We start from the raw sequence: 16899 nt of genomic DNA, 5'->3' as shown, positions 1-16899 counted from the left end.
GCATTGGCGCAGAATCAACATCAATGAATGGTGCTCTGACCCTGAGTGCACCACCATGAAGGCGTTTGCACCCAGGGTGCACCGAACTGGCTAGCCGAAAGGGCGCACCCCTATCAGCCATTCATGCAGAACAGCGGCAAAGACAGCGTAGAATGCCAGACCGATGGCCACGGCGATCAGGTCGCGTTGAACGCTGATAGCTTTGTAAGTCACCCCCTCTGCCCGATCACGGCGGCGAGCAACAGCGTAATAGAGTATGGCCCAGGCCAAGAAGGCGCCGAACAGCAGAATGTCAGCCACCGTGCCATTACTGAGAAGGTGGGCGAACGCCCATATCTTGACGGCCAGTGCCATGGGATGGCCCAGCTTGGCCTTCATATAAGTGCCTGGTACATAGGCCGCAGCGAGCAGGATAAACGCGGGAACCAATAAGAGAGCGGTAATGTGCCGGGTCCAGTCCGGCGACATCCAGACCCAGGTCGGTGTGTAGCGGGCCTCCCCGTAACCCCAGATGATCAGCATAAACCCGGCCAGCGAGACAAGGCTGTAAAGGCCTTTCCAGGGGATAATGCCCAGGCTTCGCACAGCGCTCTCCCGGAAACCGGGCGCCAGGATGCGTGTGGAATGCGTACCGAGAAACAGAACAAGACCGAGGATCAGGAGGGTCATGACGACTCCTTGTTATCATGAAGGTCGAATTGCCCAGCTTAGAGCACTGATTGAACGCTGTATACGGCCTTCGGTTAGGGCTGAGTGGTGGGCTCCTTACAGCCCTGGTTTTAGAAGGCTTCCTGTTGACGGCCGCTGACGTACTTTAGGGTGAACGGCCAGGACGCCATACATGATCCTGATAGCTCCGTCCCCGCGATAGCCCTTGCATTCATCGTAGTGAAGATTGGCCAACTCCTGGCGCGTCTCATTCAGACCAGCGGCGCCTTTGGCAACCGCATGACCGCTAAGGAGGGTGCGGCCGTGAAGGCACCGGTGAGCAGCAGGGTGGCAGTGAGAATAGAGTGTTTCATCGCTCGCTTCCGTATCAAACCGGGTTGGTTAATCAGGCGTCGAACGGCGCCACATCGCCTTTCAGTCGGCGCTTGATGCTCGCCAGATGCATCTCGGCGCTGGTGGCGTCTTCCTCGCGAATCTGCTGCGCGGTTTTACGGGCGATCTCCGCGCTGACCGGCACCAGTTTGCGCCCGCTGGATACCGCCAGTTGCTGAACCTGGGCGGCGCGTTCCAGGAAATAGAGATCGTCCCAGGCTTCGGCGATGCTCGGCGCTGTGACCATCACGCCGTGATGGCGCATAAAAAGAACGTCGGCATCACCCATCGCCCTGGCGATGCGTACGCCTTCCTCAGGCCCAAGGGCCAGGCCGTTATAGTCGGTATCCACGGCGACACGGCCATAAAACTTAAGTGAACTCTGGCTTGCGTAGAGCAGCGGATCCTCGTCGGACAGTGTCAGCGAGGTGGCCCAGGGCATATGGGTATGGAAGCAGGCGGTGGCGCCAGGGCAGTGTTTGTGGACCTGTGCATGGATATAAAAGGCGGTGGCTTCCGGGTGTCCTTCACCGGCCAGTACGTTGCCGTCAAAATCGCAGATCAGCAGCGATGAAGCGGACACCTCTCCAAAGGAGAGACCGTAAGGGTTAACCAGAAAGAGGTCGGTGCGACCCGGCACCAGCGCTGAAAAGTGGTTGCAGATCCCTTCTTCCATATTGAGCCGGGCAGCCATCTGAAAACAGGCGGCCAGATCCTCGCGCGCAGCCTTTACCTCGGGAGCCTGAATGACTTCAATCTCATCGGCAGTCAGGGCACGGGTTAAGGGTTTCATGTCGTGGGCCATGGGCTCTCCTTGGGCATATCGGAAGGTCTGGTTGATTAGCCAGTGTAGCGCGATGGTCGGGGCTTTTCTGGTGGGTGATCTACATTTAAAGCTGAAGTAAAATTCGCTTCAGAGATCGAAAGCGTATGGCTCCTGCGTACATACTGACGCGCTTTCTCCGGGCTTTCATAGCACTATTATAATTCGAGTCGGGTCCGCCATTGATGAACAACAGCCGTTTCTCCAGTCCAATCAAGCACTCCACCCGACTGGCCTCCAAAGATATCGCAGTTACCAGCGCGAAGAAAAAGGCGCTTTTCGTACTGCTTGATAACTTCTCCATGGTTTCCTTCACCGGCGCTGTTGATGTGCTGGTGACCTCCAACCTGATCACCACCACGCCGGTATTTGATGTGGAAACCGCCAGTGTCGACGGCGAGAAGGTGATCAGTGACCTGGGCATTGAAGTGGCGGTGAATGAGCGTGTTGATGCGGTTCAGGTCAAGGATATCGATATCCTGGTGATCTGCGGTGGTCTGCGCACGCCGCTGCGGGATTCGCCGCCGATTCAGAAGCTGATCAACAAGGCGCTGGAAGAGGAGATCTGGATCGGTAGCCTGTGGAACGGCACCTATTTTCTTGCCGCTGCCGGCATGTTTGATCTGGCTGAATGCGCCACCCATCCTGATAGCCGCGATTTGATCCGCGAGCGCTATCCGAACACCCGCATCGGTAATGCCTCGTACACTATCGAGAACAAGAGCTTTACCTGCGTCGGGCCGAACAGTGCGATCCACGTGATGCAGGATCTGATCGAAAAGCTGTTTGGCGCGGACATGAAGCGGGGCGTTAATGGGATTCTCAATGTGGACGAGAACCGCTCGGTGAACTCGGCGTTCTCCAGTGGCGTGAACTACATCCCGAAAAACCTGGAGATCATCATCGAGCTGATGGAGAACAACCTGGAGGAACCGCTGGATATCACCGACTTCAGCGATTACACCTCGTTGTCGCGGCGGCAGATCGAGCGCCTGTTCTCCAAGTATGTGAACACCAGCCCGTCGCGCTATTACCTGGAGCTGCGCCTGAACAAGGGCCGCCAGTTGCTGCGCAAGACCGACTACAGCATCTCCGAGGTCGCCATCGCCTGTGGTTTCACCACCCAGACCCATTTCAGCCACAGTTTCAAAATGGTGTTTGGCTCATCGCCGACCCAGTTCCGCCAGGCCGACCGGGATAACAGCTGATTCTTTAATCCTGCCGATTACCAGGGGGTGGCCCTTTACCACGCCGGGTGAAGAGGTGCCCGCGCCGTTTCTGAGGCTCTTGGGCCACTCAGATCGGTCTCCAGCCAGATTGGCAGCTCAAGGTAGACGTAAGCGCTCAATGAACGATTTTTACAGGCGATGGACACGAATAAAGGATAAAATAGCGCCTATTCGATTCTTATTGAGCGCCCGTTAATGTCCAAGCAGGGAACCGTTTTTATCGGTTTGTTTAACCCCAAAAGTCCGTCCAATGTGGGCGCCGTTCTGCGTGCCGCCGGCTGTTATCAGGCTGATGAAGTGCGTTATGTGGGTGAGCGTTTCGCCCGTGCTTCCCGCTACAGTACCGATACCAAGAACGTCGGCAACTCTATCCCGCTGCTGCAGGTGGATGACCTCGCCCAGGGATTGCCCGAGGATATGCCGATCGTATGTGTCGAGCTGGCCGAAGGGGCGATTCCTCTGCCAGCGTTCACTCATCCAGAAAAGGCGCTCTACGTGTTCGGCCCGGAAGATGGCTCGATTCCGCAGGCGGTGGTCGATAGGGCCAGCCATGTGGTGTATGTGCCGACCATCGGTTGCATGAACCTGGCCGCTACGGTGAACGTGTTGATGTATGACCGCCTTGCCAAGTCAGACCTGTCGATTGATGATGCCGAGCGCATCAAAGCCAGTCGTGACGTGAATAATCGCCTGGTTGTGCGAGCTTGATAGACAGCGCCCGGCGTTTGCGGAAATCGCAGCTGCTTCGCGAATAGCGCCTGTGCCTATGCCGGCCAAATAGTTAGCGGTTTAGGGGATGTTAAGACACGGGACTTTCCGGACAAAGCTGGCGAGAGTTGTGGCGTAGAGCTTTGATTGCAGTTGAAACGTAAACAGGCGCTCGGAGTGAGCGCCTGTTTACGTTTCAGTGCGGCAGCGGCGGCAGGGGAATAGGTTTCTGCGGCCAATCAGCAGCGATTTGATCGTCATATTCTGCAGCATTGAGTTTCCACATAGCAAAACCTCCTTTATTGAAAACCGGCGTTTCAGCCAAGTGGGAGTAGTTTGCATTGCCAGGACGATAAGGAAAAATAAATATTGTATATATAATCCATAAGGTATGCCTTATGGCTTTCTGTGTCCTACCATCCTGTTCATGTCAGCTGGCACGAATGACGCAGCGTTCGAGTTATCAAAGAGCCGGCCATTCAACGGTTCTCTCTTCTTCTTACTTCCTGTTAGTGACCGACCACGAGGCTATTTCTGTGGCCGGTTGAGGCGCATTGGAAACTGCAAGCAGGTGGAAGTAAGAAGCACTTTCCCTGCAAACCTTAATGGCAGGTAAAACCAAAAATGCCGATTCACGCCCCATAACGGCATGAATCGGCATCCTGGATCTGCAATCAGTCAGCGATTAGCCGTTTACTGACTGGCCTTGGCTTCAAACACCTTTTCCGCCACCGGAAGGGTGGAGAAGATATTCGGCCAGCCGGCATAGAACGCCAGGTGGGTCAGCAGTTCGGAGGCTTCCGGCTTGGTCAGGCCGTTGTCCATCGCTTTACCCAGGTGGAAGGAAACCTGCTCGATCTTGCCGGTGGCGATTAGGGCACTGACGGTAACCAGGCTGCGGTCACGCGGCGCCAGCGCCGGGCGCAGCCAGAGATCGCGGAACAGCGCTTCGGTGGTGTACTTCAGTACGCCGTCGGCGATACCGCCATAGACTTCGTCAACGCGGTTGGCGCGTGCATTTTCGGTCGCCTCATCCAGCGGCAGCAGCTCGGCATCCGCCGGCGGCAGCTGGTCTTCACCGATGCTGCGCTCTTTGAATACTTCGCTCAATACCGCTGCGGCCGAGGTGGCGTTCCCCCAGCCGGCATAGAACGCCAGGTGAGTGATGATCTCGGAGATCTCGCTGGGCTTTACGCCATTATCCAGTGCAAAGTTGACCTGAAATCGCAGTTCGCCGGTCTGATTGCGGGCGACGAGCGCCGCGATGGTGGCGATGCTGCGATCACGCGGAGAAAGGTCAGCACGTTTCCAGACTTCGCCCAGCACCAGAGTTTCGGTGTAATCTGCGAGGGCCGGTGATGCGGAACCCAACTCTTCAAGTGCAGGAACACCCGGGTAGGTTTCGGCCTGGGCTGAAAATGCCAGAGCGCCTGCTATTGCAGCCGTCAGTAACGGGGCAGCTATTCGTTTCATCATCATCTCCCTCTAAGTCTCTCTTACACCGGCTTGGATTGAACCGGTATCAACAACAACGTGTTGCAAGATCTCAGGCTACTGAACAGTAGACAAGGCGATAACTCAGCAAGCAGTTATGATAGTCAGTCATAAATGCGTATCAGTCCTGATGCTGCAGTGCCTCGACGATGACGCGAAACGCCAGAGATGACTGGCGACGGTGGGGGTAATAGAAAAAATAGCCGGGGAAGGGCGGGGTCCAGTCTTCCAGTGCGGTGACAAGTCGGCCGGCATCGATATGCTCCCGGACCAGGTCTTCCGGCACGTAACCGAGGCCGTAGCCGTCGAGAGCGGCCTTCACCACCGGGTAGATATTGTTGAAGGTGAACTGCCCATCCACCCGCACGTTGACCTCGCGATCCTCTTTCTCGAACTCCCAGGCGTAAAGGCCGCCATGGGTGGAAAGGCGCAGGTTGATGCAGTTATGGTTGGTAAGGTCCTGGGGCGTCTGAGGTTTGTCGCGGCCTTCGTAGTAAGAAGGTGCAGCAACTACCAGCATACGGAAATCGGGCCCCACGCGAACGGCGATCATCCCTTCGGACACCTGTTCGCCGAGACGCACGCCGGCATCGAACTTTTCCGCCACAATATCTGTCAGGCTGTAATCGGTTACCACTTCGACCTTGAGGTCGGGGTATTTCAACAGAACGGGGGCGAGCTTGGGCCAGACAACGGTATCGGCAGCGTGGTCTGTGGTGGTGATGCGGATGGTGCCGGCGGGCTGGTCGCGCATTTCGACCAGTGCTTCCAGCTCCTCTTCGATCTGGGTGAAGTGAGGCGCGATGCGCTCGAGCACTCGTTCGCCCTCGGGCGTGGGCGTGACTTTGCGGGTGGTGCGCGTGAGCAGGCGCACGCCAAGGCGTGTTTCGAGGCCACGGACCGCATGGCTCAGTGCTGATTGAGAAACGCCGATCTGTGCAGCTGCGCGGGTAAAACTGCCGACGCGGGCAACCACGACAAAAGAGATCAGGTCAGTTACGTTTTCCCTAAGCATTAATGAGCCCCCTTCATCATTTTGTTAATTGTACCAGCATAAGATCGATAAATAGGTTTGAGATTCTAAAAATAAGATCCGTTCTTGGAGGTTTTTCATGAAGATAGGTGTAATTGGTTCGGGCCTGATGGGTGCCAAGATCGGAACGATCTGGGCCAGAGCAGGCCATGCAGTGACGTTCAGCTATAGCCGTAACCCATCCAAGCTGGAACGCCTGGCCAGGGAGGCGGGAGGCAAGGTGGGTACACCCGCCGAGGCGGCACAAGCCGATGTGATTTTGCTGTCGGTGCATTGGTCACGGATTGATGACGTGCTGGAGCAGGTGGGAGATCTCGACGGCAAGGTGGTGATCAACTGCTGTGTGCCGCTTAACCTGGACAACACCAATCTGGTGGTCGGCACCGATTCATCCGGTGCCGAGGTACTGCATGAACGGCGGCCGGACGCACGCTGGGTATCGGCGTTCAACACCAGCCCCAGCGAGGTTCTGTTTGAGGTGTTCGAGGGGCGCAAGAGCCGCTCACCACGCCCCCAGTTGATCTACTACGGCGATGACGAATGGGCGAAGAAAGTGGCGCGTCAGCTTATCAGCGACGTGGGGTATGAGCCTCTGGATACCGGCCCTTTGCGCAGTGCCCGTTTTGTGGAACCGTTCGCCATGGTAACGGCGGAGCTGGCTTACTCCCAACCGGGCGGTCCGGAACTTGTCTACCGTTTTGACCGGCTTTGATGTGCCAGTACTGCGCTGCCGGGACGCTGAATAAAACTCTCCAGCCGTAGCAATCATTTTTTAATGATTCGCACTCATAACAGCAAGCGGGGGATACCTGTTTATCGGTGTCCCTGGCTTCTCTACCTTTGGCATTAACTGAAGCTTAGACAAGCAAGCCGCGAAGCGATCCAGTGTTCAGGGAACCGCGTTAATCTATACCGTTAACCCTGTACTAAACCGATCTCCTGAACACAGCGAGAGCCACAATGCGTCCGAAAATTATCTGTCACATGATTACCAGCCTGGATGGTCGCCTGCTTCCGGCGCGCTGGACCGACCCCGCTGACGGGGGTATCTGGGATCTGATCGAGACTCACTATGAACCCGCCGCTGCCAAATTGAATGCGCAGGGCTGGATAGTCGGTCGCAAAACCATGGCGGAATATATCGGGCAGGAGGAGCATCCGGCTTTTCTGGACACCCCTGTCGAGCGTACAAACCACGTCGCAGAGCCTGGCGCACGCCAGCTGGCCATTGCCATCGATCCTCAGGGGCGGTTGCGCCCGGAGTCCGGTGATCTAGAGGGCGAGCACCTGGTGTTGGTTCTGTCCCAGCAGGTGTCCGATGAAGCTTTGGCCAGGCTCAGGGAGGCTGGCGTCTCTTATCTGTTTGCTGGTCCTCAAGGTGATCAGCTGGAACCGGCGCTTGAGGCGCTGGGTGATGCTTTTAGTATTGAGCGTTTGCTGCTTGAGGGTGGTGGCATCACCAACGGTGCTTTCTGGGCGGCCGGACTGATCGACGAATTCAGTATGCTGATCTGCCCGACACTGGATGGTCTCAAGGGTGTTCCCAGTATTGTTGACTGCGCCAGCAGTGACCTCGACCTTCCCGGGGCGGGACAGGCGCTGCGCCTGAAATCCAGCGAAACGCTGGAGGGCGGTGTCGTCTGGCTGCGTCATCAGGTTGTGAGCGCCGGCCAGCATTGAGTTTTCATCTTGTCTGCTACAGGCAGTGCAGTATCCGCACGGGCAGCTGCCCGTAAAACTAGAAGTGTCATAGGAGCATCCAAATGACTGGACTTAGAGCGTTAACCCTGGCGACCGCCATCATTTCAACCGGTGCATTTGCAGAAGGTATGGAGATCAGCAAAAACGGCACCCGGGATACTTTTATGGGACCGGCTGACAAATTTACCGGCACCGCCTATATCGAAATGGTGTTCCCTAATAACGAGCCGTTCATGGTCAACAGCGGCAAGGTCACCTTCATGCCTGGCGCTCGATCCAACTGGCACACACATCCGGCGGGTCAGATGCTGGTCGTTACCGACGGCAAAGGCTGGGTCCAGGAAGAGGGCAAAGAGAAAGTCGTCATGGAGCCGGGCGATGTGGTCTGGTGCCCGCCGGGTGTAAAACACTGGCACGGCGCTACTGACAAGACAGCCGTTACCCATTATGCCATCCAGCAGTTTAAAGACGGCAAGAACGTCGACTGGATGGAAGCGGTAACCGACGCGCAGTACGGCGAGTAATTTCCACTCGCACCAGGGGCGGGCGTGTTCAGGCGCCCGCCTTTTACGGTTTTCTTATCTCGTTTTCTTTTCTCTAACTCCCCTGAGTCTTATCTCGAAAGGCACGCTAGAAGGCGTAACTCCTGTTGTGTATTAATAAATACAATTCATTAGTCTTAATTAATTTTGCACTCTAATCGCTGGAGTGGTGCGACCGTACAATGCTCCCACTTGAGATTATGAGAGGTCATTATGAATCACGATTTTTCTGGAAAAGTAGCCCTGGTTACCGGCGGCGCTTCAGGCATGGGGCTGGCAACCGTCAAGGCGTTTGTGAAAGCTGGTGCGGCCGTTGCGATCGCTGACATCAACGCTGAAGCCGCCCAGGCGGTTGCTGATGAGCTCGCCGCAGAGGGCGCAAAAACCCTGGCTATCGCCTGCGATGTTACCGATGAGGCGGCTGTAAAAGCGATGGTTGAGAAAACCGTCGAAACCTTCGGCAGCCTGGATGCGGCGTTCAATAACGCCGGCGTGCAGTCGCTTGCTACCGAAACCGCCGATCTGGAACGCGCCGAATTCGACCGTGTGGTCGATATCAACCTGGGCGGGGTCTGGAACTGCATGAAACATGAGCTGATCCAGATGCGCAAACAGGGTAGCGGTGCCATCGTGAACTGCTCATCATTGGGCGGTTTTGTCGGGGTACCCGGCCGTGCGGCTTACCACGCAGCCAAACATGGCGTTCACGGGCTTACCAAAACCGCGGCGCTGGAGTACGCCGCTCAGGGGATCCGCATTAATGCGGTCTGTCCGGGCATTATCGATACCCCAATGGTTGCCGGCATGAAGGAGAACGAAACCGAAGCGATGGATCTCCTGATGGAGCAGGTGCCCGCCCGTCGTTTGGGAAGCGCCGAAGAAGTAGCCGATCCGGTGCTCTGGCTTTGTGGCCCTGGCTCGACCTTCGTGATGGGTCATGCGCTGGCCGTCGATGGCGGTTATACCGTGCGTTAAGCGGGTCAGGCCATAACGGCCTCCGCCACTGGTGGTGGGCGCACCGCTCACCACCATTTTTTCCAAGACCGGGATGACGCCTGTGACCGGCTAACCTTAAATGTAAACCTTGCCCCTATGCGGCCTGTTGATCAGGTACCGCCGCACCCTAAGTTCACCTGCTTACCTTTCCCCCGTTGCTCTACGCCCGATCCTGATTTCGTCTTAAAGTCCAATATGCGGATAACCACTGCCGCATCTAAATCAGACCGCCTCAGGTCGAGTTGTCACTCAATTGATACAGTCTGCCGCACTAAAAGCAGCCTGGTGAAATCATATCTTTGAAATACCGGAATTGATCAGCTCGTAACTTGCCCAATCCCTGCCTTTGGTCTTTTATAAACTAGATAAACCGAGCGGCCCGGCACGTTTTGCTGTCGCTGATCGAGTCCTCGTAGGGGCAGCAGGATGCTGCAAATGACCAACACAGATTTTGTGAGCGAGGTTTCACGATATGGCGGTTCCATTCGGTGTAAGCAAGCAGGGGCTGGCAACTGAGGAGGGTCAGTACCGGCCGACAACGCTTTGGCGCCGTGTCTGTGGTGCGGTGCGGGAACTCGCTCAAGGAGATCGTGCCCAACCGCTCTCCGCATCCTCGCTGAAATTTGAGCCTCTCGAACCTCGCTTGCTGCTTTCAGCAGATCTGTCCTTCCTTGATAGCGGAAATACTGAAGACTATCTGGTACTGGATTACGACTCGAGCGCTGCCGAGTACCGGTTACTGAACAGTACCAGTGACGTGGTGTCCTCGGCCGCTGCATCCGGTGCCGATATCGGCGGAATAGTGGTTACCGGGCTTGACGGTGACGATACCCTTAGCGTCGACCTCGTCAGCATTGATCTCTCCAGCCTTGATTCGCTCACGCTCACTTTTCTTGGCACAGGTTCCGATACCCTGGAGCTCAAAGCCGACACCGATTTTGAACTGTCTGATGCCGGCATCGATATCGGTACTGATCGCATCGATATACTGGGTGGCTTTGAAGTCGCCGATATCGCTGGGGGTACCTCAGATAACACCTTAACCCTGTCTGGCTGGAGCGGAAGCTTTAGTTTTGACGGTATGGGAGGTAGTGGAGACACCCTCCGAGGTACGGATAACGCAAACCAATGGCTTGTCACCGGCATCGATCGGGGCACGCTTAACGGCTCCTCGTTCGAAAATATCGAGAACCTTGTTGGCGGTATTGCCGATGACAGCTTCGTGTTCAGTGACGGTGCCGGTCTGACCGGAACTGTAGAAGGGGGGGTAGCACCGGGCGGCACCAATGTTGGACAGACACCGCCGGCAGCAGCCATAGATACGCTGGATTTCGCAGCCTATACCAGCAGCATTGAGGTCGACCTGGGGACGGCTGATGCAACGGCAATAGGCGGATTTAGCGGAATAGACCGGTTTATCTCTGGCGCTCATGCCGGTGACGAACTCATCGCCTCCGCCATCGACACGCAGTTCAAAATCACCGGCGTTAATGCCGGCGAAGTCGGTAATTACAGCTTCCAGAACTTTGAAAATCTGACCGGCAGCGCGCCTGAGGGAAGCGTATTTCTGTTCGATCAGGCGGGCAGCCTCAGCGGTACCATAACGGGTGTAGGTACTAACGACAGTTTCGCGGTTTACGATGCATTAAGCAGTAATTATGTGGTTTACATGCCCGCTGGGTTCGATGTCTCCGGTACGACAACCTTCCTGGGCAAAATCATCAACTATGCCGGGATGGACCAGTTCACTGTCCTGCAGGGCAATGATGCCGACAGGGTTATCAAGGGCACCTTCTTCTCTGACATCTGGACCCTGGAGGCGGATCCGACCCCCGGATACATGCACATTAAATTCGAAGGTTTCAGCTTCTTCAATCCGTTCACGCAGGTTACGACCGATGTTCAGCTGTTCAAGACGCCGACCAGCTCACTTACCATTGAACTGCTCAACGGCGCCGATCAGTTAACGGTTAACTCGGTTGCCGATGATTTTGCCGCGGATCTGCTGCTTTACGGTAACCACGAAGGCAACCCAGCCACGATTGAAGATCCGTTGGTCGACACCATCACCTTTGCTGGAGACGTCTCAACCGGCGGTGGGTACCTTGAAGTCTTCGCCGACCATATCAAGGTGAACGATGGGGTCACACTATCGGCACGGGATGCAACAGACCCGACCGATGCCGATGACATCGTATTCCGTGCCCGTCGGATCAATGTTCCGCAACTGGAAAATCTTTCACCGTTAATGGTGCAGGATAAACACGTCTCGGTGGATATAGGTGCAGGCGCAACGCTGACTGCGGGTGGTGTCTACCTGATCGCCCAGGGTGAGGATCGCAGCTTCTCTGATATTAACGGTATCAGCAATGTGGTCGACCAGTTTGTAATCGGTTCAGTGGTGAGCAAACTCAACGACCTGACCGCATTACCTGCCAAAGTAGTCGTGCGCAGCGCGACAGCAGACGTGACAGTGCGGGATGGCGCCAATCTGATCGGTGACTACGCGGTGGGGATCTATTCGAGTGCCTCCACAGAAAGCACCGGCGTCGCCAAGAGCAAGTTGTTCAGCATCGGATATACCGGATCATTCGCCAAATCAACCGTTGATATCCAGAGCGGGGTAACTATTGAGTCGGGCGAAACCGTGGTTATTACATCGGATGCGGCTGCCACATCTGAGATTGAAACCGAAACCGCGCGAGATCTGGGAGACGTTAGAGGTGGCGCTTCATCTCAGGTTGCTGTGTCGGTGGCGGTGGCCAATGCTGATGTTACTTCGCTTCTGACGGTAGCTAAGGGCGCTACGATAACCGCAGGCAAGACCGCCAACATCAGTGCTGGTGGTGAGGTTGACGCCAGCGCGAGCGCGACTTCAGGTCTGCATTCAAATGGCGCAGCCGGTCTCGCATTCGGTATCGAGGTGACCACTGCAGATATCGATACCCGCGTCGATGGTGTAGTCACAGCAAAAATGGAGCCCATCGAGCGTATCGAAGGTGATCCGACGTCGTTGAGCACGCCTCTTGTCAAAATCGAGATCGATCCGCTAATGGCCAAGTTCGATAAGATCGGCAAGATCGACTACACCAATGAAACGATCCAACTCGACGACAATAACAACGGTGTTATCGACGCCAACGAAAACACAGTAATAAGTTTTTCCGATCTCGCAGCCGGCGCGCGTCCCACCGATCCGGGGTATATCGACTATTTCGGCAACACAATCAATCTTGGTCACCATACATTGTTGACTGAGGATGTTATTGAGTACGGCAATCAGCGGGGCAACAGCATTGGTGGCCTGAGGGATGGTGGCAGTTATTTCGTCATCAATGTCGAAGATGACGCGAACACCAACTTCAACGAAGGCACCCTGATCCAGCTGGCAACCACCGACTGGAAAGCAATTGAAGGCGATGCGATAAACCTTGATTACACGACGCTCGGTGTTGACGTAGACACCAACAAAAAAGATTTCAAAGTTGGTGATATTGGCGACGGTACCAACGGCATCGAGAAAAACGCCATCGTGCTGGAAAACGCAGTGGGCGGATCCACCTTCGCCCTGGGCCAGGCTGTTGTGTACCGCGAGAATGGTGCAGCACCGATTAAGGGGCTGGTCGACGGCAATACCTACTATGTAATAGCCAACACTAACGAGTTTAACTTGCAGGGCGATTTTCGTATCGCCGATAAACAAGTCATCAAACTGGCTGAGAGCGAAAATGAAGCCCTCGCTGGCATAGCGATCGAAATCGAAAAACCTGCCAGTGGACCTGACACGGGGTATCGCCTGGAAGCCAAGCATGTGCTCGACTCCGGCTTTGCTACCGGGATTGGCGTATTGGCTTCTCTGGATGCTAGCGATTCGGCAAGCGCTGAGGCTGGTCTGGAAAGCAACGACAACAGTGATGCCACCTCGTTTGGACAAAAGGTCACAGGCGTTAAGGATAAGGTCAATGACACTATTCTTAACCACATCCTTGGCAAGCTGACCGAAGACTACAAGCCCCCAGCAACATCTGGCGCCTCGACCAGCATTAACGTAGCAGGTGCGCTGGCATTCAGCTTTGCAAACCACACTGTCGAATCCCATGTGGGCGGCACCGCTTCGCTGAAATCCAACGAAGATATCGAGGTCAAAGCGGAAATCGACCAGTCGCTACAGTTGTCGGCTCAGAGCGATACCGAGCCCCAGAACACCTCCGAGGGTGGAACCGGCGCCAGCGCTCCGACCACGGTCAGTGTTGCTGTCAGTGCGGGTATATTTAATAACACCGCCAAGGCCACCGTTGAACAGGGCGCCGAACTGGATGCACTGCGCGCAACCCGTGTGATCGCCGGCACCAATTACCCCTTGCTGACGCGTTTTGACGAATATGTACCGCTGTCCACTGGCGAACTGCTCGATCAATTGCAGAACGATGGGTATGACACCTTCAATGACTACCTCGATGGCAGCCTGGGTATCGAATCCAAACTGCTGAATACCTTTGCCCGCAGTACCGCCAAAGCAGACAAGTTGAGCATCGCCGGCTCGGTGAACCTCTTGGTCATTACCAACGATACCCAGGCCGTTGTTCAGGATGAGGTTAAGATCAACCAGGACACTGATTGGCGCGATGATAATAGCAACCCGCATCCCAATCAGGCCGATCGACAAGCTGACAGCAAGGGCGAGCAGGTGGTCTCGGTAGAGGCGACCAACTACCTCCAGTTGATCAATGTCACCGGTAACTTCCAGTTCAGTCTGCCATCTATCAGTATCGACCCGCTGTCACCGGACTGGGACCTTGATACAACCATTGCGCCGCTGGGTTCAGAGAGCAAGCGCGGGGGCTTTGGTGGTTCAATCAATCTTCAGTTCCTGAACAATACGACCCACGCATTGGTTCAGGGCGAGGCTGAGATCTTCAGTGGTGCCGATGGCGGCTTCAACATGAAAGCCGAAGAGGCGATCTTCAATTTCAATTTCACCCAATCGGGCGCGAATGCCGGGCGCGTTGCAATAGGCGGCTCCTTCGCTTACCTGAAACAGGTCAGCGACAACGTCGTCCAGCTGTCGAACAGTGCCTCGGTGACCGGGCGCAATGTTCGCCTCTATGCAGGGAGTCTTGAGACCCAGATCAGCTGGGTGGGTGGTATTGCCTTTGGTTCCGGGCTTGGCGTAGGCGCGTCCGTCGGCATCAACGATGTGTTCCGCGAAACCTACGCGGTCATCGGCGATCGGACGAAGCTTCAGAGTGCCGGCGGTGCAGGCAGTTCACCTGCCACTCACATCGATGTGGCTGAAGAGGTGGATCTGCTGGCCAAGGTGGATGGTTTTATCGCCTCTTTCGCCGTCGCCGGTACCAAAATCAGCACCGACCCGGATCAGCCGAGCGTACCCCAGAACGTACCGCTCAAGGCGCAGTCCGTGCTGGGCACCAATCAGGAGGCTCCGCCGACCGGTATAGGCATAGCCGCAGCCGTTTCGGTTAACTCGGTAACCGACAACACCCAGGCGTCGATTCAGGGTAGCGGATTGATCAGCGCCGATAAGGCAAACCTGCTGGCGGAAAACGACATCTTTGAGCTAACGATCACCGGAGGAGCCGCATTCGTTGGAGGCAGGAGCCAGTCCAGCGGGGGGGCATTAGCCGGGGCTTTCAGTCTGAATGACCTGGATACCACCACGCGCGCCTTCGTCATCGATACCGACCTGGATCTGGCCGCAGACCTTGGCATCGAGGCCGTACGCAAGGGTGACCTGATCAGCATCAGTGCCGGTGTGGGTGTGACGACCCTAAAAGAGGGTATTTCGGTCGCCGGCTCCGTATCGATTAACCAGATTTTTAACACCACAGAAGCTTATCTTGCGGGTAGTGATTCCAATGTGGACGGAGACCTGTCGATAACTGCATCCAACACAGCCAGCATGATTGCGGTTGGTGGTGGTGTCGCGTTCGGCGGTAAGGGCGGGGTTGGCTTGGGCGTTGGCGCCAATATGCTTGGTACCAGCGATACGCCGACCCTCACCCAGGCTTATATAGCCGATTCGTCGCTGAAGATGGCCGGTGGCGCCGTTAAGGTATCGGCCATCAATGAGGATGCCGGAGACGACCCACGCATCGTAGCGATTGGCGCCAGTATCGCTGCAGGAGGGAAAGACAGTTCGTTCGGTTTGGGCGTTAACCTGTCGGTTAATCTGATCTACGCCGATACCAATGCTTACCTCGATAACAGCAGCATTACCGAGGTAGCGGGAAGCTCAACCCCGGTTTCGGTAACAGTGTCAGCCAAAGACACCTCGAGCATCTTTACCATCGGCGGTGCTGTCGGTATCTCTGCGGAAAATGCGTTTGGCGCCGCTATCGCGATCAATATTATCGACAATGATGTCGCCGCCTATCTGAAGAACAGTACCATCGATATCGACGGCAATCTCATCATTGAGGCGGTTGGCACATCGGATATTTACTCCTTCAGCCTTGGTGTAGCGGCCAATTTTAGCGGCGAGGGCAAGATCGCAGGGGCCGGCTCGGTCAGTGTCAATGAACTTGGCGGGTCCACCCAGGCTTACATCCGCGGAACAGGTGGGGACTCAGTGGCTGCAGATGGGCAGGTCAAAATTACTGCCGATAACCGGTCCACCATCGAAGCGATTGCGGGTGGAATTTCACTGGCCATCCCGTTCATATCAGGAACCAGCGATGCCTCCGGCGAAGGCGGAGGCGCCGCAAGCGGTGCGGTTGGCATCTCGGTTGCGGTTAACGAGATTGGTAAAGAAAGCGATCGCGCTGAGACTCTGTCTTTTATCGACGGTTTACCAGTCGAATCGGACGGCAATATCTTGCTGCATGCCACCGCCCTCCTGGCGATCAATGCGGTGACCTTTGGCGGCTCAGGGAGTATTACCAAGGACTCCAGCCGTAAGTTTGTCGGCACCGGTGCCGGTGCAGGATCGGGTAATACCATCTGGAGCCGCACCAAGGCTTATATCCTCGGCAGCCAGAAAAGCGGTGGTTACGGTGTCTTGTCGAACCAGGGCAAAGTTGAACTCATCGCCAATGACAATAGCACGATCACCGCCGATGCAGGCGGTGTGGCACTGGCTTTAAAACTCGGCAAAGGATCGGGCGCTCAGCTTGCGATCGGTATCGGCGGCGCCACCAATGATATTTACAGCGAGATCGATGCCAGGATCGAAGACTCGACAGTCAAGGCACAAGGGGACGTCATACTCGATGCCGGTATGCAGCCCATCGGTGATGATCCATCGATCCGTGCGTTGACCTTCGGCGTCGGAGTTCAGGTTACCCCGGCGAAGGGTAGTGGCCTGAATCTTGG

General features: G+C 55.9%; 11 protein-coding genes (1 of these 11 running past the window's edge). 7 read left to right on the top strand and 4 right to left on the bottom strand.

The features are described 5' to 3' along the window. Positions 1-90: 90 nt before the first annotated feature. Positions 91-669, bottom strand: coding sequence for an NnrU family protein (locus ACQUQP_RS11625; protein WP_432695197.1), 579 nt, complete (start codon positions 667-669; stop codon positions 91-93). 385 nt (positions 670-1054) lie between these two features. Beyond that, the gene (locus ACQUQP_RS11620; RefSeq protein ID WP_432695196.1) at positions 1055-1846 is read right to left on the bottom strand and encodes an aldolase; all 792 of its coding nucleotides are present in this window, start codon (positions 1844-1846) and stop codon (positions 1055-1057) included. 203 nt (positions 1847-2049) lie between these two features. Between ACQUQP_RS11620 and ACQUQP_RS11615 the strand changes: the two genes are divergently transcribed. Both ACQUQP_RS11615 and ACQUQP_RS11610 read left to right on the top strand, forming a co-directional pair. Continuing rightward, positions 2050-3072: a GlxA family transcriptional regulator gene (locus ACQUQP_RS11615; RefSeq protein WP_432695195.1), complete on the top strand. Its 1023-nt coding sequence runs from the start codon at positions 2050-2052 to the stop codon at positions 3070-3072. A gap of 216 nt (positions 3073-3288) precedes the next feature. Beyond that, positions 3289-3801: an RNA methyltransferase gene (locus ACQUQP_RS11610; protein WP_432695194.1), complete on the top strand. Its 513-nt coding sequence runs from the start codon at positions 3289-3291 to the stop codon at positions 3799-3801. Positions 3802-4494: 693 nt separating this feature from the next. On the opposite strand, the gene ACQUQP_RS11605 is transcribed toward ACQUQP_RS11610, so the two are convergent. After that, positions 4495-5274: a carboxymuconolactone decarboxylase family protein gene (locus tag ACQUQP_RS11605; RefSeq protein ID WP_432695193.1), complete on the bottom strand. Its 780-nt coding sequence runs from the start codon at positions 5272-5274 to the stop codon at positions 4495-4497. A gap of 142 nt (positions 5275-5416) precedes the next feature. Next, a complete protein-coding gene (locus ACQUQP_RS11600; RefSeq protein WP_432695192.1) occupies positions 5417-6310 on the bottom strand; it encodes a LysR family transcriptional regulator in 894 nt (297 codons plus the stop codon). A gap of 97 nt (positions 6311-6407) precedes the next feature. Between ACQUQP_RS11600 and ACQUQP_RS11595 the strand changes: the two genes are divergently transcribed. The 5 genes from ACQUQP_RS11595 to ACQUQP_RS11575 all read left to right on the top strand — a co-directional run. Next, a complete protein-coding gene (locus tag ACQUQP_RS11595; protein ID WP_432695191.1) occupies positions 6408-7040 on the top strand; it encodes an NADPH-dependent F420 reductase in 633 nt (210 codons plus the stop codon). Positions 7041-7288: 248 nt separating this feature from the next. After that, positions 7289-8008: a RibD family protein gene (locus ACQUQP_RS11590; protein ID WP_432695190.1), complete on the top strand. Its 720-nt coding sequence runs from the start codon at positions 7289-7291 to the stop codon at positions 8006-8008. Positions 8009-8091: 83 nt separating this feature from the next. Then, positions 8092-8553, top strand: coding sequence for a (R)-mandelonitrile lyase (locus tag ACQUQP_RS11585; protein ID WP_432695189.1), 462 nt, complete (start codon positions 8092-8094; stop codon positions 8551-8553). 231 nt (positions 8554-8784) lie between these two features. Continuing rightward, positions 8785-9546 (top strand): SDR family NAD(P)-dependent oxidoreductase, encoded by a 762-nt coding sequence (locus ACQUQP_RS11580; protein WP_432695188.1) that lies wholly within the window; start codon positions 8785-8787, stop codon positions 9544-9546. 493 nt (positions 9547-10039) lie between these two features. After that, positions 10040-16899, top strand: the 5' portion of a protein-coding gene (locus ACQUQP_RS11575; protein ID WP_432695187.1) for an LEPR-XLL domain-containing protein. Its footprint extends 21832 nt past the window's final position; 6860 of the gene's 28692 nt are visible here — the first part of the coding sequence; it begins with the start codon at positions 10040-10042; its stop codon lies beyond the right edge, outside the window.

It is taken from the genome of Marinobacterium sp. YM272, from assembly GCF_050908845.1.
Classification (GTDB): domain Bacteria; phylum Pseudomonadota; class Gammaproteobacteria; order Pseudomonadales; family Balneatricaceae; genus Marinobacterium_D.
This window is presented reverse-complemented; position numbering and strand designations above follow the sequence as displayed.